This is a genomic window from Collimonas fungivorans Ter331 (assembly GCF_000221045.1).
GTDB classification, from domain to species: Bacteria; Pseudomonadota; Gammaproteobacteria; order Burkholderiales; family Burkholderiaceae_D; genus Collimonas; species Collimonas fungivorans_A.
On sequence record NC_015856.1, the window covers coordinates 4,987,611 to 5,012,578 of the forward strand.

Consider the following 24,968-nt stretch of genomic DNA (forward strand, 5'->3'; position numbering starts at 1 on the left):
TCATTTAAACGGACGCCTTGAATTTGTTTTTCATATTCATGTCCCCGCGCTGGAATTTCGGCATGGTCACCGGTATTTGCTTCGGCCCCGGCAAGCTATGCGTCGCGGCATGCGCGACATAATTTCCGTTGGTGCCGTGCTCTATGCCGGCAGCGTTGTACTTGACGTAGCTACCACCGCCGTTGATCAGCACTTCTTCCTTGGCAGTGATGGTGATGCGATTGGCGGTGTGGGTGATATTGAGTTTGGATAGCAGGTTGATGCTATCGGACAGCGCCTGCATATCGATGTCGCCGGTCCCGGCAGTCAACTTTATATTGGCTTTCTGGACGAACAGTCGGAAGGTATTTTTGATACTGGCAAACAGACTGTCGCCACTGGCAATGGACAGACTCTTGCCGGTAGTGATGGCGGTGTGCTCATCGCTGGCAATGTGCGTCGATTGCGCCGTCGTGGTTTCAATCCCTGCGGGACTGGCCAGCACCAGATGCGGTTGGGCCAGTTCCGGGAAGCTGCCCTCTTGCGCTGTGCCACCCTTGATCGCCTCGTTCTGCGTCTTGAGGATCTGCGCAACATCGGCCTGCTGACCCTGCTTCTCCTGCGCCCCCGCCTGCTGCGCCATCTCCGCCAGCGTCTCGTGCTGGTCGCGCGCAGAGGTGAGCCTTTGCACCGTCTCGCCCATGTCCTTCATGTGCGATGCCGCATTGCTGCGCCCTTCAGTGGTGATCAGCATGCCTTTCGCTGAGCGCGCCACGCCATGGCCATCGGTACGCAGTTCCCAGCCCTCGCCGCGTGCGTCCTTGCGGCCGGCGTTGTCTTCAATGCGCGTGATGTTGCCCAGGCTGAGCTGGCTGTGCTGGTGATCGCTCTTTAATTGGGCCTGGATCTTGGCGTTGGTGTCGTCCAGGATCAGGTGGTTGCTGCGCCCGCCGGCCTGGTTGCCGCCATTCGGGGTCAACTCACGGCTTCTGAGGCCCATCAACGATTGCTGGGTCGCCAGCTTCCAGGGTGGCATATTGCGCTGGTTATAGACGCTGCCGGTAATCAGGGGCCGGTCAGGGTTGCCATCGAGCCATTGCACGATCACTTCGCTACCGACCCGGGGAATCGCCGCCGCTCCCAGTTCGCTACCCGCCCATGAACTGGCGACACGGATCCAGGCCGAGCTCTTTTCATCGTTGTTGCCGATCCGGTCCCAATGGAACTGCACGCGGATCCTGCCGTATTCATCGGTATAGATGCTGTCCTGGCCGGAAGGTCCGACCACGGTGGCGGTCTGTGGCGCCTGGATCTTGGTGGCGCTGCTGTTAAAACCACGGCCTGGGCGCCAGGGGATGGTTTTACGGATGCAGGTTAATGCGTTGCTGTAATCGGCCTTGTCGCTGGCCTGCTGCAGATAATTGTTGGTCGCCTTGTGGTGGACGGTGAGAATCAGGAATTCGCTTTTACCGGCTTCTTCATGGCTGCCGAAGGGATTGAAGGCAAAATGATTGCTTAAACGGAAATACCGTCCCGGCAGTACCGAGCGGTTATTGCCTTTGGCTTCAAAGTGTTTACCGGCTGCCTCGATCTCTTCCATGCGCAGCTGCGCCTGTTTGTCGCCATCCTGGCTACCTTTATAGCCATAAGCGCCAGTGTATTCGTAGGATTCGATATTGAGGACATCGCCCTGCTTGTTCAGGGTCGGCACACCGACGTTACTGGGTACCGGGCTCTTAAAATTAAACCCTGCCAGGCTGACGCTGCCGGGCACGATCTGGCGTACCGGCGACCAGTCGCCGATGCCGTCTTCCTCAATCGCACCGCCATGGCGCTGGAAGCGGATCTCGGGGCCGTTGTCGATCGCCGCTGCCTGGGTGGTGTCGTCGGTCAGGATCAGCTTGTGACCCTTGTCGCTATGTTCATACCAGTACGACCAGCCGGCCGCTTCCCAGCGCCGGTGCAGGTAATTGAAATCGCTCTCGTTGAACTGGCAGGCGTCGGTCATTGCCACATCTTCGCCGCGCACCCGCACATCCCAGTCGGGGTGGGTACCGTAGTCGCTGAAGATGCTTTCGGTCTGCTCGCGCAGGGTCTTGCCGTGGAAGATGTAGTTATCCTTGCGCAGGCGCAGGTATTGCAGCCATGGGCCGAGTTTGGCCTGATAAAAACTGATGCTGCCGTCGGTCTTCACCAGGCGGAATTCAAAGCAGTAGCCGCTGAAGTAGCGCAGGCTGCCGTCGGCGCGCACCAGTTCTACGTTAAACAGCTTGCCTTGCAAATCCTTGAGCGCCAGGCTGGCATCATCGGACAGCAGCTCTACGGTAAATTCAAAATCACGCGACAGGCTTTCCACCGCATCGAGCTTGTTGACCAGCAGCTGCGCAGATGGGCCATCATCGTGGGGAAAGGACAGGCGCAGGATACGGTTGGTCTGGCGCCCGCTAATGAGGCTTTGCAGGCTCTGGAGTATGTTGCTCATGCCGTGTCCCTGTGGTTACCCGGAATATTGTCTTACGGGAATAAATTGAGATCTAGATAATACCAAATATATAAGTAAAACAATCGACCAAATCCGGCCGGATCCGCCGCCTGGTTGCAAAAATCAGACATTTACCTATGAACTAACTACGCTGCCAATTCACCAGCACAATCCCGCTCAAAACCAGCACCGCGCCAAACACAAACGGCAAGCCGATCGGATCATCCAGCAGCAAGACCCCGAAACTGACGCCGAACAAGGGCGTCAGGAAGGAAAACACCGTCAGCCGCGAAGCCAGGTAACGGCGCAGCATCCAGAACCAGGCCAGGAAACTGCCGAAAGCCACAATCAGCGACTGGAACACCAGGCTGGTCCACATGATGCCGGTCAACGGCGTGACTACTTCCGCCTGCCCGGTAACCAGGGCCAGCAGCGGCAGCGTCACCGCGGCCACCGCCAGCTGGTACCACAAGGTCATGCTGGGAGCGGTATTGGTGAGGACGCTGCGCTTGATCATGATGGTGGTGGCGGCCCAGAACACGGCGGCCAGCACGCCCAGCGCATCCCCGACCAGAGTGCGGCTAAAGCCGGCGCCGGCGTCAAAGCCGCCGGCGAACGCTACCGTGACCCCGGCAAATGCGGCGATCACGCCCAGCCACTGGGTCAGGCCGAAGCGCTCGCCCGGCACCAGCCAATGCAAACCCAGTACGGTAAAAATCGGTGCGGTGTAAACGAATACCGACATATGCGAAGCAGTGGTGTAGTTCAAGCCGATCGAGACGCACAGGAATTCGCCGGCAAACAGCAGGCCGGTCGCCAGGCCAGGCCAGAAGCTGCCGTCGGTCAGCGAGAATTTGCTGCCGCGCCACCACATCAGGCCGCTCACCAGCACCGCAGCCACCGCCGAACGCAGGCCGTTTTGCAGGATTGGCGAGATGTTCGGCGCCGCCACCTTGATTGCAACCTGCTGCAGCCCCCAGCACAGGCACAAAATCAGCATCAGGCTCATGGCCAAACCGTCTAGCGGTTTGCGGGTGGTAGGCATTTTTTTCAGTCTTTCAGAAGCAGGGATGATTTGTCATAAATGTCATTTTACTCAGCGCCGATTTATCCCTATCATCGCTGTCATGAAGCGGTAACCAAGCAGTAAAAATCCGAATGCAGATTGCAAGGAGTATGCTTGAAAGTAGTCACTTTTGCATCACCGGCGGCAAACCTGGCCGGAGCCTATCATTCATAAGCCAGTCTATGCGCCGAGCGCGCCCCGCCCTCGCAAACTATTGCTGTTAAGCGTCTCCGCCGGCGCCGGCCACATGCGCGCGGCCGAAGCGCTCAAGGCCTATGCCGCCGCCGAATTCCCGGGCACCGAAGCAATCCACCTGGATGCGATGGATTTTGTGCCGGCCGGATTCCGCGCGGTATATACCGATTTTTACCTGCACCTGGTGAACCGCCATCCCGCGTTGTGGGGTTATGTCTACCAGAAGAGCGACAAGGCGCTGACCAACTCGCCGACGCAGAAACTACGGCGCGCCATCGAGCGCATCAGCACCCGCCCCTTGCGCACTGCGATCCGCGCGGCGGCGCCGGACGCTATCATCTGCACCCATTTCCTGCCGGCCGAATTGCTGGCGCGGGAGATCGGCAAGCAGAGCGTGGTTTGCCCGGTCTGGGTGCAGGTCACCGATTTCGACCTGCATAGCATGTGGCTGCAGCCGCTGATGCAGGGTTATTTTGCCGCCACCGAGGAAATCGCCTATCGCATGCGGGCGCGCGGGCTGGCGGCCGATGCGGTGCACGTGACCGGGATCCCGATCATGCCGGGTTTCGGCCAGACCCTGGAACGGCGCCAGTGCGCGCAACAATTCGGTCTCGACCCCGGGCGCAAGATCATCCTGATGATGTCCGGCGGCGCCGGCATCGGCGAACTGGACAAGACTGTGCAAAAGCTGCTGGCGCTGCCCGACGATTTCCAGCTGGTGGCGCTGGCCGGCAAGAACGCTGCGCTGCTGGGCAACCTGCAGCAGCTGGCTGCGGCGCATCCGGGCCGCCTGTTTCCTTTCGGCTTCACCAACCATGTAGAGCAGCTGATGGCGTGCGCCGATCTGGCGATCACCAAACCGGGCGGCCTGACCACTTCCGAATGTCTGGCTATGGGCGTGCCGATGATCATCCACTCGCCGATCCCGGGGCAGGAAGAACGCAACGCCGATTACCTGCTGGAACAGGGCGCGGCGCTCAAGGCGATCGACCTGACCGCGCTGGCGTTCCGGGTCCAGCAGCTGCTGCAGCAGCCGGAACAGCTGCAGCGCCTGCGCCAGCGCAGCCTGCTGCTGGGCCGCCCGCATGCCGGCCGCGCCGTGCTGCAAACGGTGCTGAGCAAACTCGATTCTCCGCTTCATTCTCAATTTATTTCGCCAACCCCATGACCGCCACCACACCCGCAGTTTCCCCCATGCGCCGCCTGTTCGGCATGCTGTTTTGGGCCGTGCTGACCGCCTTCTTTTTCGCCAACGTCGAAATCCAGATCGAGGGCGCCGCCGGCTGGGCCGCCAACCTGCCGACCTGGCGCATCGAGCATCACTGGCTGCTCGACATCTTCTGGGGCGGCCGCGCCATGACCGGCTACCACGCCTGGATCTTTCCCTTCATCGCGCTGATGTTCCATTATCCGATCTGGTTCAACGGCAGCTGGGACTGGCGCGGCGAGTGCCGCATCTTGGCTTCCATCATGGTGTTCTGGATCAGCGAAGACTGGCTCTGGTTCGTGCTCAACCCGGCCTACGGCCTGGCGCGCTTCAACCCGGTTGACGTGCCATGGCACAAGCACTGGCTGGGCGCGGTGCCGGCCGACTACTGGATTTATTCGGCAGTGGCGATCCTGCTGCTGTGGCTGGCCGAACGCAAACCGCGCCCGGCAGCCGTGGCGCTGAGCCAGAGCTGAATCCATATGTGAATCTCTGCTTCTGTATAGAACCAGAGATTCACATAAGTATTGTAAAAACAACGGGAACTTGGTAAATTGCGGACCCTTTCCAAGTTTGAAATGTTGTTGATGCTGATCAAAAAAAGTGCAAAAAACGCGTCTCTCCTGAAAAAAAACGCGCCGCTCTCCAAAAAAAACACGTCTCTCTCGCAAAAAAATACGCCTCTCCCGTCAGAAAATGCGTCTGATCCGCGCTTGCCGCGTTATCTGCAAGTCCGTGACGATCTGCTGCAAAGGATCGCTTTGCGTAGCTGGGCTGCCGATGAGGCGCTGCCGTCCGAGGACAAGCTGGCCGCTGAATATGAAATCGCAGTCGGCACCATGCGCAAGGTGCTGGACGCGCTGGTCACCGACGGCGTCGTCGATCGCGTCCGCGGACGCGGGACATTTGTCGCGCGCGCTGCCGAACGCTCCTCGATGCTGCGTTTCGTGCGGCCACGTGCCAGGGCTAAGAACCAGCTGCCGACGGCCCAGATCCGTTCGATGACGACCGCCATACCCCCGATCGACGTGGCGGACAAACTCAAGCTCAAGCCGCGCGACAAGGCGCTCTATCTGCACCGCACCCGTTCCTTCGACGATGAAATCGTGCTGTCGGAACATATCTGGCTGCCGCTGGCGCGCTTCCGGAAGCTGCAAAAATATCTTAAAAGCAATTCGCCGCCGTTTTTGTACCCCATCTATGAGACCGAATGCGATGTGCTGGTCTCGCGCGCCATCGACGACCTGACGGCGAAACCGCTGAACCGGGCCAACGCCGCCGTGTTCAAGCTGAAAACCAAGACCGTGGCTATCTGTGTCGAGCGGCTGATGCTGGACCACGCCGGCGAGCCGGTCGAATGGCGCACGTCGTTTGTGCCGGCGGAACGCTTCCAGTATTCCGCCGAAATACGCTGACAGCACCGCAAGTGGACTGTAACAGCCGAATCGAGAGTGAAAGGCACGTATCCGGCGTGCAGGGCAAGGCGCACAGCGGAGCAATAGCGAGACTATTGCGAGCATGTGCAACGCCGCCATGCGCGTCGGATACGTGACAGGCGCTCTTGATTCGGCTGTTACAGTCCACTAACTGTCGATTCACGCCGTATTCCGGCGTTTCGTCGCATTCCGCTTCTCCCGCACCTGCGGCGGCCAGATAATCGCCGCAGATCAATCAACGGGAGCACAACATGTTTGCACAAATCATTTCACACACGCCAATCTGGGTCTGGGCCTTGCTGGCGTTCCTGGTTTATCGCGGCATCCTGGCCAGCGCCGACCGCGAAGTCACGCTGAAAAAAATCTCCATCATCCCGCTGGTGATGCTGGCGCTGTCCTGGCAAGGAATTACCGCCACCTTCGGGCTGACGCCGCTCACCATCGGCTGCTGGCTGGCTACCGCAAGTATTGCGGCGGCACTCAACTGGCAGCTGTTCCGCAAGGACCGGATCGTCGCCTATCCCGAGCGCGGCGTGCTGTTCCAGCGCGGCAGCTGGCTGCCGCTGGCGTTGATGATGGGGATTTTCGTGACCAAATATGCGGTTGCCGTGCTGCTGGCGATACAGCCGCCGCTGGCCCACAGCGCCATGTTTGCGGCAGCGATATGCGCCCTCTACGGCGTTTTCAACGGCATGTTCATCGGCCGCCTGTTGCGCATCGTTGCCTTGTACCGCAATGCGCAGCCTGCCGGCGCGGTATATAACGGACAGTTGAACGGCTGACGGGCAAAAAAAATGCCGGCCGGCTGCCCGGTCGGCAAACACATCCCCATAGGACGTTTATTCCATCAAGCCGCAGCTAACAGCAGCGTCCGACGCGGCCGTTGCCGCCGTAACGCGCTTCTTGCCGCTCCTTGAAAAACTCTTCATAGCTCATCATCGGCTCGCCGGGATGGGTGTTTTCCATGTGCGTGACGTAAGTGCCGTACTCAGGCAAACCCACCATCAGCCGCATGGTTTGCCCGAGGTAACGCCCGGCTTTAGACAGTTCTTCCAGCATGGCCAACCTTTCAGGCGGACGGCAAAGCGCTTGCCGGCAGCGATTCGAACGGGGTTTCCTTGGCGCTGGGCCGGTTGGCGGCGCGCGCCGCCAATACGGTCTTGATGCCGAAACCGAGAATGCTCACCAGCACCAGGATAAAGAACGCGGCCAGGCCGGCGTCCAGGTAATCGTTGAAGATCACCTGCTGCATCTGCGCGACCGACTTGGCCGGCGCCAGCAGTTTTCCTTCCGCCAGCGCGGCCTGGTACTTGCTGGCGTGGGTCAAGAAACCGACGCGCGGATTGGCGTCGAATATTTTCTGCCAGCCGGCGGTCAGGGTACAGATCAGGATCCAGACGGTCGGCACGATGGTGACCCAGGCGAAACGGTCGCGCTTCATCTTGAACAGCACGCAAGTCGCCAGGATCAGCGCAATCCCCGCCAGCATCTGGTTGGAGATGCCGAACAGCGGCCACAGGGTATTGATGCCGCCGAGCGGATCGACCACGCCCTGGTACAGGAAATAACCCCAGCCGGCGACGCACAGGGCAGTGGCGATCAGGCTGGCCGGCAGCGAATCGATCTTGCGCATCGACGGCACGAAAGTGCCGAGCAAGTCCTGCAGCATGAAACGGCCGGCGCGGGTTCCGGCATCCACTGCGGTCAGGATGAACAGCGCTTCGAACAGGATCGCGAAGTGATACCAGAACGCCATCATCACTTTGCCGCCGCCAATGCTCGACAAGATGTGCGCCATGCCGACCGCCAGCGTCGGTGCGCCGCCGGCGCGCGAGATGATGCTGTGCTCACCGACGTCTTTCGCTACCTGCGCCAGCATTTCCGGCGTCACGTAAAAGCCCCATTGCGAGACCACCTGCGCGGCGCTGTCCACGGTGGTGCCTATCAGCGCCGCCGGGCTGTTCATCGCAAAGTACACCCCCGGTTCGATACAGGAGGCCGCGATCAGCGCCATGATGGCGACGAACGATTCCATCAGCATCGCGCCGTAGCCGATGAAACGCGCATGGCGTTCATTTTCCAGCAGTTTCGGCGTAGTGCCGGAAGCGATCAGGGCGTGGAAACCGGAGACCGCGCCGCAGGCGATGGTGATGAACAGGAAGGGGAACAGGCTGCCCGACCAGACCGGGCCGGAACCGTCCATGAACTGCGTGAACGCCGGCATTTTCAGCTCAGGCGCGACAAACACGATGCCCAGCGCCAGGCCGACGATGGTGCCGATCTTGAGGAAGGTCGAGAGGTAATCGCGCGGTGCCAGCAGCAGCCAGACCGGCAGCACCGAGGCGATGAAACCGTAACCGATCAGCATCCAGGTCAGTTCCTTGCCGGTGAAGGTGAACATGGCGCTCAGCACCGGATGTTCCTGCACATACTGGCCGCCGACGATCGCCAGCATCAGCAGCACAAAACCGATCAGCGAAATTTCGCCGATGCGTCCCGGCCGCAGGTAGCGGGTATATACGCCCATGAACAGCGCGATCGGAATCGTCACCGCGACGGTGAACGTGCCCCAGGGCGATTCCGCCAGCGCCTTGACCACGATCAGCGCCAGCACCGCCAGGATGATGACCATGATCATGAAGGTGCCGAACAGGGCGATCACGCCAGGCACCGTACCCAGTTCGGATTTGATCAGGTCGCCCAGCGAACGGCCGTCGCGCCGGGTCGAAATGAACAGCACCATCAGGTCCTGCACCGCGCCGGCAAACACCACGCCGGCCAGGATCCACAGCATGCCAGGCAGGTAGCCCATCTGCGCCGCCAGCACCGGCCCCACCAGCGGCCCGGCGCCGGCAATCGCGGCGAAGTGGTGGCCGAACAGTACATTCTTGTTGGTCGGCACGTAGTCCAGTCCGTCGTTGTACTTGTAGGCGGGCGTCATGCGGGTGGCGTCCAGGCCCAGCACCTTGTCGGAAATGTAGAGGCTGTAGAAACGGTAGGCGATCAGGTAGACGCAGACTGCGGCAATCACGATCCAGATGGCGCTGATGGATTCGCCGCGCTGCAGGCCGATGTAGCCAAACGCGAATGCACCGAGCAGGGCCAGCGCAAGCCAGCCCATCTTTGAATATAGACGATTCATTGTTCTCCTCCCAGGCGGGAATGAATATTGTGGAATATTGTTTTTATTAAGCGGCAAGGCGCACCGCCGCAGCGTTCAGGCTGCCGCCAAAGTATTTGGCATATGCGGGATCGGTACAAGCGAGGAACTACGCAATGTCTTTGCGTAGTACTACGTAGGCAGCATGGAAGACAGCGCGTTTGCAGCAGACGTTTTTATGGAACCGGCGCCGAATCCGGGTAAAGTAGCGCCATGAAATTACGGCAGAAAATCATCTTCCTGGCCATCGTCCCGCTGATCCTGGCGTTGTGCGCGATCGCCCTGGCGGTGCGGCACCAGGCGATAGCGCTCGGCCAGCAGCAGCGGACCACCATCCAGGCCGCCTACCTGGCCAGCAAGGAAGCCGAGCTCAAGCACTACGTGGAGCTGGCTACCTGGTCGATCGCCCATTTGTACGATTCCGGCCGCAAGGACCAGGCCACGCTGGACGAAGCCATGGCCATCCTGTCCAAGCTGTCCTACGGCGATGACGGTTATTTCTTCATCTACGACATGCAGGGCAAGAGCCTGATGCATCCGCGCCAGCCGGAACTGGTCGGGCGCGATCTGTGGGACATGAAGGACGCCGAAGGCAACCTCACCATCCAGCATCTGATCGAGCGCGCCCGCAGCGGCGGCGGCTTTGAGCGTTACCAGTGGGAGAAGCCGTCCAGCCACCATGTCGCCAGCAAGCTCGGCTATGTGGTGGCGCTGCCGAACTGGGGCTGGATGCTGGGCACCGGCATTTATATGGATGACGTCGACGCCGCCCTCAGCAAGATCGATACCCAGGTTTCCGGCAATATCCGCAACACCATGTGGTGGATTGCCGGCATTGCGATCCTGAGCGCGCTGGTGGTGGGGGCGTCGGGGCTGGTGCTGAACATCAGTGAACACCGGGTGGCCGACGCCAAGCTGAAAGTGCTGGCGCAGCGCGTGGTGCGTTCGCAAGAAGAAGAACGCGCCAGGCTGTCGCGCGACCTGCATGACGGCATCAGCCAGTGGCTGGTGTCGATCAAGCTGCAGATCGAAGCCGGCATCGCCAAGCTCGACAACGGTCCGCAGCAGACCGCCGCCGCGCGCGCGACCTTCGAGCGCACCGCCGGCCAGCTCAACGACGTGCTGGGCGAGGTGCGCCGCATTTCCCACGATCTGCGGCCGGCGATCCTGGACGACCTGGGCCTGGCGGCGGCGCTCAGCCACTTGACCCGCGAATGGCTGGAGCACGCCGGCATCCCCATCGATTTCCAGCACAGCGGCAATACCGACGGCATGCCCGCGGTCGCCAATACGGTGCTGTTCCGCATCGCCCAGGAAGCCCTGACCAATATCGCCCGCCACTCGCAGGCGACACAGATCGAGATACGCTTGCAAGGCGATGCGCAAGCGATTACGCTGGCCGTGCACGACAACGGCGTCGGTTTCGATGTCGACCAGATCGACGGCAACCCGAAACATGGCATCGGCCTGCGCAATATGGTCGAGCGGCTGGAAGCAGTCGGCGGCCAACTTAAAATCAGTTCGTCGGCGGCCGGCACCACGGTGCTGGCCACCGTACCGCACCCACATTATTCCTATGTCTGATATCACTACCAAGATCATGCTGGTCGACGACCACCCGCTGGTGCGCGACGGCTTGCGCGCGCGGCTGGAAGCCGTGCCGGGTTTCGCCATCGTGGCCGAAGCCGGCAGCGCCGACGAAGCCCTGCAGCGCGCCGGCGAACAGGCGATCGACCTGGTCCTGATGGACATCAATCTGCGCAGCAATTGCAACGGCGGCTGCAACGGCATCGACCTGACCGCGCAGTTCCATGTCAGCTTCCCGGAAATCGCGGTGCTGATCCTGAGCATGCACGACAAGACCGAATACCTGATGCAGTCGGTGCAGGCCGGCGCCCGCGGTTATGTGCTGAAAGACGCGCCTGGCAAGGACATCGTGCATGCGATAGAGACGGTGATTTCCGGCGGCATGTACTACAGCGCGGCGCTGGCGCAGAAACTGGCGCGGCCGATGACGCCGGGGCAGCTGCTGACGGCGCGCGAGCGCCAGGTGCTGCAGCACATCGCCAACGGCGAATCGAACAAGCAGATTGCCCGTGAGCTGGATTTGAGCGTGCGCACGGTGGAAACCCACAGGCTGAACATCAAGCGCAAGCTGGATATCGAGGGCCAGGCGGAACTGATCAAGTTTGCGGTGGAAAACAACTTTCGCTGAAGCCGTTGTTATGTGCTGCTGCGGCCCACCGATTGTTACCCTAGCTTGCCTTCCGCGGCCAGCTCGCGGATCACGCGGATGGTGTCGATGTCGGCTTCTTGATAGGCGGAGCGCCGGAATTCGTCGTAAAACTCTTGCTCGGCCTGCGCCGCCGGCTGCCGCTCGACCGCATCGTCCTCATATTCGAAGCGGACGAACAGCATTTCCTGTTCCGGTTCTTCGATCGTCATGATCAGGCTGGAACCGCCGATATCTTGCTGTTTCGGCACTTGGTAGCGCACCTGCAGCAGCGGCAGGTAGCTGACCACATCCTTGACGATCACTTTGCCGTAACGCAATTCACGCGTCACCGACTGGACCGATTTATCCGCCAGCAGGCAGTCGTCCAGATGTTCAACGAACAACATCGGCTGTTCCGCCCGCATCACCAGCCCGCGCCACAGCTGCTCGCGCGTCAGGGTATCGATCAGCGGGTTGAGGGGATCGTTGATTTCGATCAGGTGACTGAATTTCATGGCATGTCCAGCAAGATGGTGAATGACGAATTGTCCCATATTCGACGCCGGAGCTGGCGCCGGGGCCTGTTAAAATACAGCGCTTTGCTCCTTCCGGTTAGCCGCTGCGCTGTAATCTATGTCGTCTACTCCCAATTTCGGTCTCAATGCTCCCCAACGGGAAGCCGTCAAGTACCTGGACGGCCCCTGCCTGGTGCTGGCCGGCGCGGGCTCCGGCAAGACGCGCGTGATCACGCAGAAGATCCAGCATCTGATCGAGGATTGCGGCTATGACGCCAGGCATATCGCGGCGCTGACCTTTACCAACAAGGCGGCCACCGAAATGCAGGAGCGCATCGCCAAGCTGCTGAAGGATCCGAAACAGGCCAAGCACATCACGGTCAGCACCTTTCACTCGCTGGGAGTCAAGATCCTGCGTCAGGAAGCGCGCGGCGTCGGCTTGAAAGACCGCTTTTCGATCATGGACAGCGACGATTGTTTTTCCATCGTGCAAGACCTGGCGATCACCACCGACAAGCAGCTGGTGCGCCGCATCCAGACTGCCATTTCGCTATGGAAGAACGGCCTGGTCGATCCCGAGCAAGCCATCAATCAGGCCGTCACCGAAGATGAAGCGCAGCACGCGCGCATCTACCGCAGCTATGTGGCCACCCTGGCAGCCTATCAGGCAGTCGATTTCGACGATCTGATCCGCCTGCCGGTGGAGCTGTTCCGCAGCAATGAGGAAGTGCGCGACAAATGGCAGCGGCGGCTGCGCTACCTGCTGGTCGATGAATATCAGGATACCAATACCTGCCAGTACGAACTGGTCAAGCTGCTGGTGACCGGGCTCGGCAAGAAGCCCATGTTTACCGCGGTGGGCGACGACGACCAGGCGATCTACGCCTGGCGCGGCGCCACCATCGAGAACCTGAAAACCCTGCAGGTCGATTTCCCCGATCTGAAAGTGATCAAGCTGGAACAGAATTACCGTTCTTCCACGCGCATCCTGCAAGCCGCCAACGCGGTAATCGGCAACAACCCCAAGCTGTTCGACAAGAAACTGTGGTCGGAACACGGCCTGGGCGATCCGATCAAGGTGATGGGCATGGAAGACGACGAGAAAGAGGCGGAGCAGGTGGCGATCATGCTGTCGGCCCACCGTTTCGAGCGGCGCGCCAAGTTTTCCGACTACGCCATCCTGTACCGCGGCAACCACCAGGCGCGGATTTTCGAAAAGGCGCTGCGCCGTGAGCGCATCCCGTATTCGATGTCGGGCGGCCAGAGTTTCTTCGACCGCGCCGAAATCAAGGACATCATCAGTTACCTGCGCCTGATCGCCAACGAAGACGACGATCCCGCCTTCATCCGCGCCATCACCACGCCCAAGCGCGGCGTCGGCCAGGCTACGCTGGAAGTGCTGGGCACGGTGGCCGGCCAGTGGCAGTGCTCGCTGTTCGAAGCGGTGTTCAAGGGCGGCATCGAAGCCAAGCTGACCGACCGCCAGTTGTACCCGCTGCGGGAGTTCTGCCATTTCATCAACCAGCTGGAAGCGCGCGCCAGCCGCGTCGGTCCGGCCGGCAGCGGCGAAAATGCGGCGGCGGTGCTGGACGACATGATGAAGGAAATCAATTACGAGCACTACCTGTACGACAGCTTCGACGACCGCGCGGCGCAAGGCAAGTGGCAGAACGTGCTGGATTTCACCAACTGGCTGAAAGAAAAAGGCAATGGCGGCAAGGAAGGCGACGGCGACGAACGCAACCTGCTGGAGCTGACGCAGATGGTGGCGCTGATGTCGATGCTGGAAGGGCGCGACGAAGAACCGGATGCCGTGCGCATGTCAACCTTGCATGCCTCCAAGGGGCTGGAGTATCCGCATGTGTTCCTGATCGGGGTCGAGGAAGGCATCTTGCCGCACAAGGGCGATCCGGACGCACCGGCCGAGACCATCGCCGCCCGCATCGAGGAGGAACGGCGCCTGATGTACGTGGGCATCACGCGCGCCCAGCGCAGCCTGCATGTCAGCTGGTGCAAGAAGCGCAAGCGCGCCGGTGAATCCATCGTTTGCGAGATATCGCGCTTCGTCAAGGAAATGAAACTGGACGAAGGCGACGCCATGCCGACCGAGGCGGAACAGATCACTCCGCAAAACCGCCTGGCCAGTTTGAAGGCTTTGTTGCAGAAGCCACGCGCCGCGTGAGAAGATAGATGTTAGAGTAAGAGCCAATTCAGGAGTAAAACCATGAGCATAGACAACATCAAGACATCGTTGGAAAAACTCCGCAGCACGCTGGAAAACAACAGCGCGGTCGACAGCGAACTGAAAGGCTTGCTGCAATCGCTGGACAGCGATATCCAGGAGCTGCTGAAATCCTCCGGCACGGCCGCAGCAACCCCCGCTTCCGACCTGCGTTCGGCGCTGGTGGAACGCGCCCAGAGCATTTCGGCCCGGCTGGCGGTAAATCACCCGCACCTGCAACCGGTGCTACGCCAGATCGCCGACACGCTGACCGACATGGGTATCTGACTACCCGATCACCCTTGCTGTGCGGACCGGGCGCCTCCCCGGCCTGCAAATGCTGCACCAACTTCAGCTGCTTCAAACTTCCCGCGTTTTCATCAACCGGCAACCGCCTGGATATAGCGTAAATCGCCACGCAGCAGGTAGCTGTGTCCGGGATTTGTTTTATTTATTGGAAATTGGAACACTATGTGGTTTAAAAATCTTCAGATCTACCGTATTCCCGCACCATGGGCCATCTCGGCCGAACAACTTGAAGCTTTCCTGGCGCCGCAGGCGTTTGCCAAGTGCAGCAGCCTGGAGCTGCAGAGCCAGGGCTGGCTGTCGCCGCGCGACAACGGCATGCTGGTGCACAGCGTCAACCGCCAGATGATGATCTTGCTGGGCACGGAAAAGAAGCTGCTGCCGGCTACCGTGATCAACCAGGTGACCAAGGCGCGCGCCGCCGAAATCGAAGAGCAGCAGGGTTATGCGCCCGGCCGCAAGCAGCTCAAAGACCTCAAGGAACAGGTTACCGACGAGCTGCTGCCGCGCGCGTTCAGCATCCAGCGCAATACCTGGGTCTGGATCGATCCGGTCAACGGCTGGCTGGTGATCGACGCGGCCAGCCCGACCAAGGCTGAAGAAATCCTCAAGCTGTTGCTGGCTTCGGTCGACAAATTGCAGATTTCCAGCCTGCGCACGGCGCATTCGCCGCTGACTTCGATGACCAACTGGCTGGCTTCCGACGAAGCGCCGCACGGTTTTACCGTCGACCAGGATACGGAATTGCGCGCCGCCGGCGAAGGCAAGGCCACCGTGCGCTATGTGCGCCACACCATCGAGGCCGACGACGTGCGCCGCCACATCGCCTCCGGCAAGCAGTGCACGCGGCTGGCGATGACCTGGGCCGACCATGTTTCGTTTGTCCTGACCGAATCGCTGGCGATCAAGCGCATCGCGCCGCTCGACGTGCTCAAGGAAGGCAACGACACCAGCAGCAAGAACGACGACGAACGTTTCGATTCCGACATGATGCTGATGACCGGCGAGCTCAGCAAGATGCTGGGCGACCTGGTGTTCGCGCTGGGCGGCGAAGCGGCCGTCTAAAACCCGGCAACGACGCTCAGAAAGCCCTGATGGTGGTGCCGCCGTCGGATGCCTCGAAGGTGTCGGGGCTGATCATGACGCGGTTGCGGCCGGCCGCCTTGGCGCCGTACAGCGCCATGTCGGCGCGCTGGAAGGCTTCGTCTATGCTTTCGCCGGGGCGGAAATCGGTGATCCCGATCGACGCCGTGAGGACGATGTCCTTGCCGAACTTGCTCCAGTCGTACATTTCGGTCTCGGCGCAGATGCGGTCCAGCGCCGTCACGCCCTCCTGCACCGTGGTGCCGGTCAGCACCAGCACGAACTCGTCACCGCCGTAGCGGGCGAAGTGGTCGCTCAGGCGCATTTCGTTGCGCACGATCTCGACGAAGGTCTTGAGCACCAGGTCGCCGGCGGCGTGGCCGAAATTGTCATTGACCGCCTTGAAGCCGTCCAGGTCCAGGATGGCGATGCAGAACGGCGTACCGCCGCGCTGGAAGCGTTTCTGCTCGACCGCCAGGATTTCCATCAGCGAACGGCGGTTTTCGATATTGGTCAGCTCGTCGCGGGTGGCCAGTTCCTGCACCCGCTTCATGGCCAGCACCAGCTGCTGGTTCTTTTCCATGATCTTGCGCTGCATGCGGCTCAGCATGTTGGTCAGGTAGATGCAGCGCCCCAGCGTCAGGATGAAGGACAGGCACACCAGCAGCTGGCTGAAATTGCTCGCCACCGGAAAACTCAGGTGCGCGCCGGCCACGCTGAAAGCCAGCACCAGCGCCAGCGAACCGATCAGCCAGCTGACCACGTACCAGAAGGTGCTCAGGCCAAGTACGCCGAAGCCGTAGATGACAAAAAAGTTGATCAGGAACAGGTAGCCGACCTGCGGCGCCAGGATCAGGAAGCAGGTCTGCAGCAGCAAGGCCGTCACCACCTGGGCGAAAGTCAGGCCAGGATCCTTGTAGCGCCGGTTTACCCCGCTGCGGATCAGCAGGTAGTAGACGCCGTTGACCAGCACCACGACCATCGCGTAGAGCAGCGCGATTTCCGGCCGGACCACCCCTGCCCGGGCAAAACCCCATAGCAGCATGGCGTCCAGCAGGCCGCTCAGGGCGACCCGCCCGAGCATGCCTAATGCCATCGCATTCATTTCTTTTCGTCGTTGCTGTTTCATGTCGGCCGGTTTCCGTTGGTTGCCATTGTATTCTTTACCCTTGGCAACAAACAGCCACGCATGACAGACCGCAATTCATTTTTTCAGGGAAATGGATGCAGGACATGGTACTAAAGGGAAACATTAAGGCCATGTTCTGGCGAGCGCACGGATGCGGGATTAAGTTAGCTATCAAAATTATTGCACTGCAGATATTCTATAGCTTACTGGGAATTTAAGCCGCATCTTCTATAACTGACAAGATCGAAGTGCAAAGCGGCAAATGCGGCGCAGCAAATTTTAGGGCGTCTTTAGCGTTTTAAGGGGATCAGGACAGCATGAGAGTCATTATTTTGTTATTAGTTGCCGTCGGGATAGGCACTTGGTACTGGAATCGTCAAAATTCCATCGATGAAGAGAGCGTGACCCGCTTTTACGACACCGCCACCGAGCATGTCCTCAATGGCCGCGGCAAGGAACTGTGCGCCATGCTGAGCAAGGATTTCACCCGCACCGGCATCAATTCCACCAGCCAGGGCCGGATCCAGGAAAACGCCGGCAAGGAAGAAACCTGCGACCGGTACAACAAGATGTTCGAAGCGCTGGCGCAAGCCGGGCGGCAGGGCGGCGTCTCGACCAATTACCAGGTCAACGTCGAGCATATCGAGATCAGCAAGGACCGCAAGAGCGCGGAGGTGAAGGTTTCCTCCAGCGTCAGCATGGCGCTGGGGCCGATCGGACGGATCGCCGAGACCAGGGACAAGAGCAGCGAAACGCTGGTGATCCGCAACGGCAAGCTGCTGCTGCAAAAATCCGAGGGCACCGCGATTACCCGCACCATAGGCGATCGTTTTTAACTGCCGCTTAAAAGCGCAGACGAAAAAAAAGACGACCTTGCGGTCGTCTTTTTCATGTTCTTGGCGGAGTGGACGGGACTCGCCTACATTCTGCAGGCCGCTGCTGCGCTTGCAAGCGCAGCCCTTCGATTCCCGCCGGAAGCCGCGCAGGCGGCTTCCTCCACTCCGCAGAGCGATATTCCCGCAAGCGGGAATATGAAACCGGACTTATAAATAAAAACGCCCGCTTGCGCGGGCATTTGTATTCTTGGCGGAGTGGACGGGACTCGAACCCGCGACCCCCGGCGTGACAGGCCGGTATTCTAACCAACTGAACTACCACTCCTAAACTGCTGCTTCATTAAGATCATCTGGCTACTTGGTGGGTGCTGAGAGGCTCGAACTCCCGACCTACGCCTTGTAAGGGCGCCGCTCTACCAACTGAGCTAAGCACCCAAAATGCACACTTAGTCAGCCAAACTTTCTTAGCGTATGTCACTACGCCTGAAGGGGGCAGATTGTACAACGGTTTTTTTAAATTTACTAGCGCTTCGGCGCATTTTGTTTTGAAAAGTTTTTTGCAACAGACCATTTCAGCTCGCCAGCCGCCTGTTTACGCGGTTCTTTACAATTGCGGCAGCCATGAAATTCCTATTGTTATTTTTTGTTTGAATCGGTTTGCCGAAATGGAACACCGGATATCGGTCGGCTGTCATAACAGGACTGCTGCTATATCATGGGCAGTGACAGATCATCTTATGGCCGGCGTCAACGCCGGCAATTATTGGCATTTGATTAACTTAAACCATAAAAACCATGATGAATGCCAAGATCCGCGCCAGCCTCTATTGCGTCAGTGCGATCATGCTGGCGGCCTGCACCAATAAGCTGGCGGAAACGCCGGCGCCGCCCGCCACCACCCCGGACGCAACCTCGACCGCCGCCACGCTGGATGACTACAAGCGCGCACTGGCGCAACGCATCGTCGCGGTCAACTCGACTCAGGTGTATGTGGGGCGGCCGCAGGCGCTGCTGCGCGCCGTGATCGTGCTGAAATATTTCGTCAACGCCGACGGCCAGCTGCTGCGCGCCGACGTCCTGCGCACCAATCGCGACCGCAAGGCCGAAGCCACGGCGCTGGCGGCGTTGCGCCGCGCCGCACCCTTCCCCAAGCCCGACAGCCGCTTCCTGCGGCGCGGCGAAGTCGAGCTCGCGGAAAGCTGGCTGTTCAACGACGACGGCCGTTTCCAGCTGCGCTCGGTGGCCGAACAGCAGATGGACGAGTAGCGGCCGGCTTGCTTCCTGCGCGCTTCTCGCCTACCATCGAGGCATCAGCCTGAACGCAATGCAGGACTCCGTGAGACATCCCACCACGCTGCGTTCGCACTTATCCCCCTTTTTTACGAAACAGCACAGTCATGGATATCCAGCCGCCACTCATCATCTCCAGTTTCGACCTGGAGCGTATTGGATAATTGCTGGCGTCCAGCGCTTACCGCAACCTGATGTACCAGCCGTAAGCCAGCGGCGAATTCCGCCATCAAGTGCTGGCACGGCAGCAGCAGATTTTCAGGACGCGCGCTTTTCGCGTCCGTTACACAGAATAAAGACAAGTCACCATGTTAAGCGCAGATTACCAACGCCCCGCCAAGCTCTACCGCTATTCGGAGCGGCAATGGCTGGAACGTTCCTTGACGCTCGGAGAATTCCGTTTGCGTCCGCCCGCGGAAAGCCTGCAGATCAGCAATCTCCATCACGCGCACGGCGCGGCAAAACGCGCCACGCCGCAACTGCTGACCTTGAGCATGAGCAGCAGCGACGACGCCGGCCTGTTCAGCGCGTTTGCACCGTCGGACTGCTGCCTGGTGATCCACGACACCGAGCATTTCGGCGAACTGATCCACCGCGCCGCGCAGCGGCTGCTGCCGAACTGGGCCGGGATCGACGCCGCCGTCAGCTACGGCCAGCCCAGCCCCCTCGGCAGCGCCTTCAGCAAAGGCAAGCGCGATGCGGCCCAGCATGAATGGCTGTTTGCCTGGCGGCCAGCGCAAGCGACCATCACCCTGCGTCCCATCGTCATCCAGATCGGCAGCATCGAAGCGATCGCCGAACTGCGCGACAGGAAATAAGGCATGATTGCCGCGGCGCATGGCGGCAATCAAGTGCACATTCCATGTCAAACAGACACTTTGTTGGCAGATAGGCACAGTAGCCTGTATCATCGAACGCTAAGCTAGCTCGACCGCAGCATTTGCAGAAGCGGTTGGCTATACTTGAACATCATGAATGAAGGAGCCACACGATGCACCGATCCACTCTGAGAACCCGCAGCGATTTCCGCAGCATGGTCGAAGATGCGCAAGAACTGTTTCGCGAAGCTGCCGCCACCACCGGCGAGAAAGCCGAAGACCTGCGCGACAAAGGTTTGGAACTACTTGACACGGCCGTGTCTAAAGCACAAGACGTGCAAGCAGCGGCAATCGAGGCGGGCAAGGAAATCGCCGCCACCACCGACGACTATGTCCAGGAAAACCCGTGGCGCGCAATCGCCATTTCGGCCGGCATCGGCTTGCTGGTCGGCCTGGCCATTTCCCGTAAATAACCGCAGCATAACTGTCAGGCTCGCATGAACCCACAACAACCCAAGCAAAGCAGTCCGGGTCTGGTGTCCGGGCTGGTCGGCACCGCCAAGAACATGTTTGCGCTGTTAATCAGCCGCATCGAACTGGCCGCGCTGGAATTCTCGGAGATCGGCTCGCACCTGTTCAAGCTGTTCCTGGTCTGCGCGCTCGGCATCGTCGCCCTGTGGTTTGCGCTGGCCTTCTGGAGCGGCTTGCTGCTGGTGCTGGCGTGGGACGCCCTGGGCTGGAAGATACTGCTGATCCTGGCGGCATTTTTCACCATCGTGACGATCGGCACCGGCTTTTATGTGCGCAGCGTGCTGCGCCAGGGCCGGCTCGGCTTGCCGGTCACCATGGCCGAACTGCGCAAAGATCGCGACGCTTTACTTTGAACACGGAACCCGACATGGGCAGATACGCAGGACCGGACAGCAACCTTTCCACCGCTGAGCGCAAGCAGAAGCTGCTGCAGGAAGGCGCCGCCTTCCGCGCCGACATGCTTGTCTCGCGCGATATCGTGCGCATCAACCTGAACAGCAAATCGCTGGCGACCATTTTATTGGGCCGGGTAACCGGCATCGCTTCATCGGTGTTCAGCAACCGCGGCAATGCGAAAGGCAGCAACCTGCCTGCCATGCTGCCTTTGCTGCTGACCGGCGCGTCGTGGTTATCGAAACGCCGTACCCGCAAACCCCTTCTTATCGGCGCCGCCCTGCTTGCTGCAATCGGCGGCGCCGCTTATGTCAACAGCAGGAAAAGCAAGACAACAACAGATGATGAATAACCGCAGCCTCCAGCCGGAGGCTGCGGTTTTTTGCTGGCGCTGTCTCAACCTTAGAAAGGAAAGACCATGAATAAATTCAAGTTGGGTGCCCTGGTTCTCGCAATTACAATGGCAACCGCGGGCTGTGCCGACATGTCGGAGACCCAAAGAGGAACTGCGATGGGTGCTGGCGCTGGCGCGGTGCTGGGCGGCCTGGTGGGCGGCATTGCCGGCCCCGGCGGCGCCGGACGGACCGCTGCCGGTGCAGCGATCGGCGCTGCGATCGGCGCGGTTGGCGGCAATATCTGGGGCAAGCGCCAGCAAGACCAGAAGCTGGCGATGGAACGGGCAACTGCAGGCACCAACGTCCAGGTCACCCAGACTGCGGATAACCGCCTGAAGATCAATGTTCCGGCCGATACCGGCTTTGCTACCGGACGCGCTGACATCAACCCTGCCCTGCGCCCGATCCTGGATCAGCTGGCGTCAACGCTGGTGCAAAATCCCGCCGCCTTAGTGGAAGTCTACGGCCATACCGACAACACGGGTACGGATGCGATCAACAACCCACTGTCGGTCCAGCGTGCGCAGAATGTTGCCGGTTACCTTGGCAGCCGCGGCGTCGCGCCGAACCGTATCGTGACGAAGGGCCTGGGCTCCACGGAACCTGTAGTCGCGAACGATACGGCGGCCAACCGTGCGGTCAATCGCCGGGTTGAGCTCTACACTTACGAACGGGATCCTGGACAAGGCCAACCACAGGCACGGGCCTATTGATCTTCGCCCCAAGTTCCTGGGCAAAAAAAAGCCAGTCAATGTGACTGGCTTTTTTACGACCGGCTGGCTGAATTATTTTGCAGCCGGCGCCGAAGCAGCGCTGGCTGCGGCAGAAGCGGAAGCCGCGGCGCTTGCCGAAGCATCGGCAGCGGCTGGCGCAGCAGCAGGAGCCGGCACTTCCGGTTCCTTGAACTTGCCGCCGGACTGGTTGGCCATGTAGACCACCGCGCGCGCAACTTCGATATCGTCCAGGTCAGCGTTGCCGCCCTTGGCAGGCATCGCCCGCAGGCCATGCAGCGCATAGCCGACTACCTTGTCGTAGCCTTCGGCCAGGCGCGGACCCCAGGCGCCGGCATCGCCGACCTTAGGCGCACCGGCAACGCCGGCTGCATGGCAGGCGGCGCAGGTGGACTTGAAGACTTCTTCGCCTGACAGCAATTGCTTGGGCGCGTTGACATCCTTGAAGGTGAAACCGGCATCGGCCACGGGGCTGATGCGGGCAGCAACCGCTTCCGGAGTCTGCCCCTCGGAACCGGCGCCGACCTTCTTGCCGGCGGTGACGTATTGCACCAGCAATACGATGCAGATGATGGGGACCAGAAAGCCCGCTGCAATGGCAACGATCAGCTGCTTAGGTGTCCTGATCGCGGATTGATGTTCTTCGTTATGTGCGTCGCTCATGAATTCCCTCAGTACAATTTTCAAAGCCGTAGCCGGATAGGCGCCAAAAAACCGTCCGAATCGCCCAAACCGCGCACGATCCCCCGCCAAACCCTTGATTATAGTCCCAATAATTACTATTTGGAACGCAGAAACGTTGCTTTGCATGGACGCGCGCGCAGAAAAACGGTATCCTTCAGGCCTCTTCACCGTTCCTCTCATGCGGCTGTAGCTCAGTGGATAGAGTATTGGCCTCCGAAGCCAAGGGTCGCTGGTTCGATTCCAGCCAGCCGCACCAGTTTTTCCCATATAAATCAAGATGTTATGCATTGCAATATTTAGCAGTGACGTGCACCCATAAACATGCGTCCATCGATCAGTTGTTGGCATAACTATCAAAATGAGGCGCGGCGGTCTCAAGTTCCAGCTTTGTCGTGTTCACTATGTAGGACACCGCGTGATATAGGCCGGCAAGCACCACTAGCTCGATAAGCTGCTCGTCGGTGTAAAACGTTTTCAGTTCGGCCCACAGAGTGTCGCCGACGCTGCTGGTCGCATGCAGTGCATCCGCCAACCGGATCAGCACGGAATCTTGAGCTGGCCACGCTTGGGTATCCTCATGCACGGTGGCAGCAACCTGTGTCGGAGTGAATCCCGCCTTGGTGCCAAAGGCCGCAACATGTACGCCCCATTCGTACTCGGCCCCACACAACGCGCAGGTTCGTAGAATCATGATCTCTCTGGCGCGTACTGAAATGCTGCCCTTGTCGAGTAGGCTGCCTGCGATCATGCGCGACAATACACGCGGATTTTGTCCTACGGTGCGGAACAATTTCAGCGGCGCAATGCCGGGCGGCATGATGCGATCGAAATCCTGCTGCACACCATCAGCGTAGGGCGGATTAAGGGCTTGTATGCGGGGTGTTGACATGCAGGACTCCAGTTGCTACGATAAACGAAGCATAATGCTTCTAATTTAGTAGCGCAACATGGCACTCATCGACAAACCCGTTCGTGGTTCCAAAACCGGCAAGCCGATCATGGCTTTGCTCGACCTGCTCGGCCGCCGCTGGGTGCTGCGCGTGATCTGGGAACTGCGCGAAGGCCCAATGGTGTTCCGCGAGCTACAGGCGCGCTGCGACAGTATGTCGCCGTCGGTGCTCAACGGCCGACTAGCAGAATTGCGCGAAGCTCTGATTGTTGAAACTTGCGACACTGGTTACCAACTTACCAAACGCGGCGAAAAACTATTGGAACTGTTCGATCCCTTGGGAGACTGGGTCGAGAGTTGGGCCGCAGCGCTACGTAGTGCAAATAAATAACATCTACCTAGGCCCCGTTGAATGGACATTCGGCTGTAGGTTTGCGGCGCTGGCGGCCTGTAAGGCCCTTGCATAATCTTTTCATTTCTGTAAGGTCACGGCATGAATGCATTTACCCTCCCAGGCTTCAACCTTGGTGCCTTTGTCCACGCTACGCTCGCTGAAGATCTCGGCGAAGGCCTCCCTGGCGGCGGCCACGACGTCACCGCCGAGAGCGTCATCCCTGCCGATGCGCGCTTTGCCGGGGTGATGGACAGCCGCGAGGCGATCACCGTCGCCGGTCTGCCACTGGCCGCCGCGTTCTTCCGTCATCTCGATCCGGCGTGTACGATCGAAATGCTCGTGCAGGACGGCCAGAGCGTCACACCTGGCGCCGCGTTGATGCGGATCGCCGGCAACGCCCGTGCTCTGCTCACCGTCGAGCGCAGCGCGCTCAACACCGTGCAGCACCTCTCGGGCATCGCGACAATGACGCGCGCCTATGTCGATGCCATGAACGGCCAGGCCACCCTGCTCGACACCCGCAAGACCATCCCCGGCCTGCGCGTGCTTGAAAAATACGCGACGCGGATGGGCGGCGCGACCAATTACCGCATGGGGCTGTGGGATGCGGTGCTGATCAAGGACAACCACGTCGCGGTGGCGGGCGGCGTCGGGCCGGCGGTGGCGCGCGCGAAGGCGGCAGGCGTGGAGCGGATCATCTGCGAAGTCGATCGACTCGACCAGATCGAGCCGGCGATCGTGGCCGGCGCCACCCAAATCCTGCTCGACAATATGTCGCCGGCAATGCTGGCCGAGGCAGTGACGTTGGTGGCCGGGCGCGCGGCGACGGAGGCTTCGGGTGGAGTGCGGCTCGATACGATCGCCGCGGTCGCGGCGAGCGGTGTGGATTACGTCTCGGTCGGGCGGCTGATGCAAAGCGCCCCGGCGGCAGATATCGGACTGGATTTTGAGCTGGTGTAAGCCCGCCTAGCGGCGCTCTTTGAAAAACGCCCGCAACAGTTCCGCCGCGGCTT

At 60.2% G+C, this 24,968-nt stretch carries 27 protein-coding genes and 3 tRNA genes; 20 read left to right on the forward strand and 10 right to left on the reverse strand.

The genetic code is table 11. From position 1 onward, the window contains the following. Positions 1-4: 4 nt before the first annotated feature. Positions 5-2,461 (reverse strand): type VI secretion system Vgr family protein, encoded by a 2,457-nt coding sequence (locus tag CFU_RS22260; protein ID WP_014008253.1) that lies wholly within the window; start codon positions 2,459-2,461, stop codon positions 5-7. A 142-nt stretch (positions 2,462-2,603) separates the two neighbouring features. Next, on the reverse strand, positions 2,604-3,506 hold the full coding sequence (locus tag CFU_RS22265; protein ID WP_014008254.1) for a DMT family transporter: 903 nt from the start codon (positions 3,504-3,506) through the stop codon (positions 2,604-2,606). Positions 3,507-3,774: 268 nt separating this feature from the next. On the opposite strand from CFU_RS22265, the gene CFU_RS22270 reads away from it, so the two are divergent. The 4 genes from CFU_RS22270 (at position 3,775) to CFU_RS22285 (ending at position 7,147) form a co-directional block, all read left to right on the forward strand. After that, positions 3,775-4,890 (forward strand): MGDG synthase family glycosyltransferase, encoded by a 1,116-nt coding sequence (locus CFU_RS22270; RefSeq protein ID WP_050808777.1) that lies wholly within the window; start codon positions 3,775-3,777, stop codon positions 4,888-4,890. Then, positions 4,887-5,405, forward strand: a complete 519-nt coding sequence (locus tag CFU_RS22275; RefSeq protein WP_014008256.1) for a hypothetical protein — start codon at positions 4,887-4,889, stop codon at positions 5,403-5,405. Before CFU_RS22270 ends, CFU_RS22275 begins: the two co-directional genes overlap by 4 nt. Positions 5,406-5,642: 237 nt before the next feature. Continuing rightward, positions 5,643-6,344 carry a GntR family transcriptional regulator gene (locus CFU_RS22280; RefSeq protein ID WP_041743791.1) on the forward strand — a complete coding sequence of 234 codons (702 nt, stop codon included), beginning with the start codon at positions 5,643-5,645 and terminating at the stop codon, positions 6,342-6,344. A 272-nt stretch (positions 6,345-6,616) separates the two neighbouring features. Beyond that, entirely contained in the window at positions 6,617-7,147 is a 531-nt protein-coding gene (locus CFU_RS22285; RefSeq protein WP_014008258.1) for a DUF6622 family protein, read from the forward strand. Positions 7,148-7,223: 76 nt separating this feature from the next. Here the strand turns inward: CFU_RS22285 and CFU_RS22290 are convergent, their stop codons facing one another. Continuing rightward, the gene (locus CFU_RS22290; RefSeq protein ID WP_041742732.1) at positions 7,224-7,424 is read right to left on the reverse strand and encodes a YbdD/YjiX family protein; all 201 of its coding nucleotides are present in this window, start codon (positions 7,422-7,424) and stop codon (positions 7,224-7,226) included. Positions 7,425-7,434: 10 nt separating this feature from the next. Continuing rightward, positions 7,435-9,507, reverse strand: coding sequence for a carbon starvation CstA family protein (locus CFU_RS22295; RefSeq protein WP_014008260.1), 2,073 nt, complete (start codon positions 9,505-9,507; stop codon positions 7,435-7,437). 231 nt (positions 9,508-9,738) lie between these two features. Here CFU_RS22295 and CFU_RS22300 point away from each other — a divergent pair, with 231 nt between their 5' ends. Continuing rightward, a complete protein-coding gene (locus tag CFU_RS22300; protein ID WP_014008261.1) occupies positions 9,739-11,109 on the forward strand; it encodes a cache domain-containing protein in 1,371 nt (456 codons plus the stop codon). Further along, complete coding sequence (locus tag CFU_RS22305; protein WP_014008262.1) at positions 11,102-11,740, forward strand: response regulator; 639 nt, start codon at positions 11,102-11,104, stop codon at positions 11,738-11,740. The genes CFU_RS22300 and CFU_RS22305 overlap by 8 nt, the downstream gene beginning before the upstream one ends. A gap of 35 nt (positions 11,741-11,775) precedes the next feature. Here CFU_RS22305 and CFU_RS22310 read toward each other — a convergent pair whose 3' ends face one another. Continuing rightward, positions 11,776-12,255, reverse strand: a complete 480-nt coding sequence (locus CFU_RS22310) for an SRPBCC family protein (protein ID WP_041742734.1) — start codon at positions 12,253-12,255, stop codon at positions 11,776-11,778. Positions 12,256-12,373: 118 nt separating this feature from the next. Here CFU_RS22310 and CFU_RS22315 point away from each other — a divergent pair, with 118 nt between their 5' ends. From CFU_RS22315 to CFU_RS22325, 3 genes are all read left to right on the forward strand, one after another. After that, the gene (locus CFU_RS22315; protein WP_014008264.1) at positions 12,374-14,437 is read left to right on the forward strand and encodes a UvrD-helicase domain-containing protein; all 2,064 of its coding nucleotides are present in this window, start codon (positions 12,374-12,376) and stop codon (positions 14,435-14,437) included. A 42-nt stretch (positions 14,438-14,479) separates the two neighbouring features. Further along, a complete protein-coding gene (locus CFU_RS22320; protein ID WP_014008265.1) occupies positions 14,480-14,764 on the forward strand; it encodes a DUF4404 family protein in 285 nt (94 codons plus the stop codon). A 183-nt stretch (positions 14,765-14,947) separates the two neighbouring features. Continuing rightward, a complete protein-coding gene (locus tag CFU_RS22325; protein WP_014008266.1) occupies positions 14,948-15,847 on the forward strand; it encodes a recombination-associated protein RdgC in 900 nt (299 codons plus the stop codon). A gap of 16 nt (positions 15,848-15,863) precedes the next feature. On the opposite strand, the gene CFU_RS22330 is transcribed toward CFU_RS22325, so the two are convergent. Further along, entirely contained in the window at positions 15,864-16,994 is a 1,131-nt protein-coding gene (locus tag CFU_RS22330) for a GGDEF domain-containing protein (protein WP_014008267.1), read from the reverse strand. Between the two features lie 317 nt (positions 16,995-17,311). Here CFU_RS22330 and CFU_RS22335 point away from each other — a divergent pair, with 317 nt between their 5' ends. Next, complete coding sequence (locus CFU_RS22335) at positions 17,312-17,830, forward strand: hypothetical protein (RefSeq protein WP_014008268.1); 519 nt, start codon at positions 17,312-17,314, stop codon at positions 17,828-17,830. Between the two features lie 248 nt (positions 17,831-18,078). Here CFU_RS22335 and CFU_RS22340 read toward each other — a convergent pair. Together CFU_RS22340 and CFU_RS22345 are read right to left on the reverse strand one after the other, a co-directional pair. After that, positions 18,079-18,155: transfer RNA gene (locus tag CFU_RS22340), tRNA-Asp, on the reverse strand. A 34-nt stretch (positions 18,156-18,189) separates the two neighbouring features. Beyond that, positions 18,190-18,265: transfer RNA gene (locus CFU_RS22345), tRNA-Val, on the reverse strand. Positions 18,266-18,327: 62 nt separating this feature from the next. Here CFU_RS22345 and CFU_RS24710 point away from each other — a divergent pair. The 7 genes from CFU_RS24710 (at position 18,328) to CFU_RS22375 (ending at position 21,970) form a co-directional block, all read left to right on the forward strand. Continuing rightward, positions 18,328-18,696, forward strand: a complete 369-nt coding sequence (locus CFU_RS24710) for a hypothetical protein (protein ID WP_148264914.1) — start codon at positions 18,328-18,330, stop codon at positions 18,694-18,696. Further along, positions 18,626-19,096, forward strand: coding sequence for a hypothetical protein (locus tag CFU_RS22350; protein ID WP_014008269.1), 471 nt, complete (start codon positions 18,626-18,628; stop codon positions 19,094-19,096). The genes CFU_RS24710 and CFU_RS22350 overlap by 71 nt, the downstream gene beginning before the upstream one ends. Positions 19,097-19,428: 332 nt before the next feature. Further along, entirely contained in the window at positions 19,429-19,938 is a 510-nt protein-coding gene (locus CFU_RS22355; protein ID WP_014008270.1) for a hypothetical protein, read from the forward strand. A gap of 173 nt (positions 19,939-20,111) precedes the next feature. Further along, entirely contained in the window at positions 20,112-20,411 is a 300-nt protein-coding gene (locus CFU_RS22360; RefSeq protein ID WP_014008271.1) for a DUF883 family protein, read from the forward strand. A gap of 24 nt (positions 20,412-20,435) precedes the next feature. Then, positions 20,436-20,822, forward strand: a complete 387-nt coding sequence (locus tag CFU_RS22365) for a phage holin family protein (protein ID WP_014008272.1) — start codon at positions 20,436-20,438, stop codon at positions 20,820-20,822. A 14-nt stretch (positions 20,823-20,836) separates the two neighbouring features. After that, positions 20,837-21,214, forward strand: coding sequence for a hypothetical protein (locus CFU_RS22370; RefSeq protein WP_041742739.1), 378 nt, complete (start codon positions 20,837-20,839; stop codon positions 21,212-21,214). Between the two features lie 66 nt (positions 21,215-21,280). Continuing rightward, a complete protein-coding gene (locus CFU_RS22375) occupies positions 21,281-21,970 on the forward strand; it encodes an OmpA family protein (RefSeq protein WP_014008273.1) in 690 nt (229 codons plus the stop codon). Positions 21,971-22,042: 72 nt separating this feature from the next. On the opposite strand, the gene CFU_RS22380 is transcribed toward CFU_RS22375, so the two are convergent. Further along, positions 22,043-22,651 carry a c-type cytochrome gene (locus CFU_RS22380; RefSeq protein ID WP_050808687.1) on the reverse strand — a complete coding sequence of 203 codons (609 nt, stop codon included), beginning with the start codon at positions 22,649-22,651 and terminating at the stop codon, positions 22,043-22,045. Between the two features lie 201 nt (positions 22,652-22,852). Here CFU_RS22380 and CFU_RS22385 point away from each other — a divergent pair. Next, positions 22,853-22,928: transfer RNA gene (locus CFU_RS22385), tRNA-Arg, on the forward strand. A 78-nt stretch (positions 22,929-23,006) separates the two neighbouring features. Here CFU_RS22385 and CFU_RS22390 read toward each other — a convergent pair. Then, positions 23,007-23,561, reverse strand: coding sequence for a carboxymuconolactone decarboxylase family protein (locus CFU_RS22390; RefSeq protein WP_014008274.1), 555 nt, complete (start codon positions 23,559-23,561; stop codon positions 23,007-23,009). Between the two features lie 58 nt (positions 23,562-23,619). Between CFU_RS22390 and CFU_RS22395 the strand changes: the two genes are divergently transcribed. Beyond that, entirely contained in the window at positions 23,620-23,952 is a 333-nt protein-coding gene (locus CFU_RS22395) for a winged helix-turn-helix transcriptional regulator (RefSeq protein WP_014008275.1), read from the forward strand. 102 nt (positions 23,953-24,054) lie between these two features. Beyond that, positions 24,055-24,915: a carboxylating nicotinate-nucleotide diphosphorylase gene (nadC, locus tag CFU_RS22400; protein ID WP_014008276.1), complete on the forward strand. Its 861-nt coding sequence runs from the start codon at positions 24,055-24,057 to the stop codon at positions 24,913-24,915. Positions 24,916-24,968: the final 53 nt, after the last annotated feature.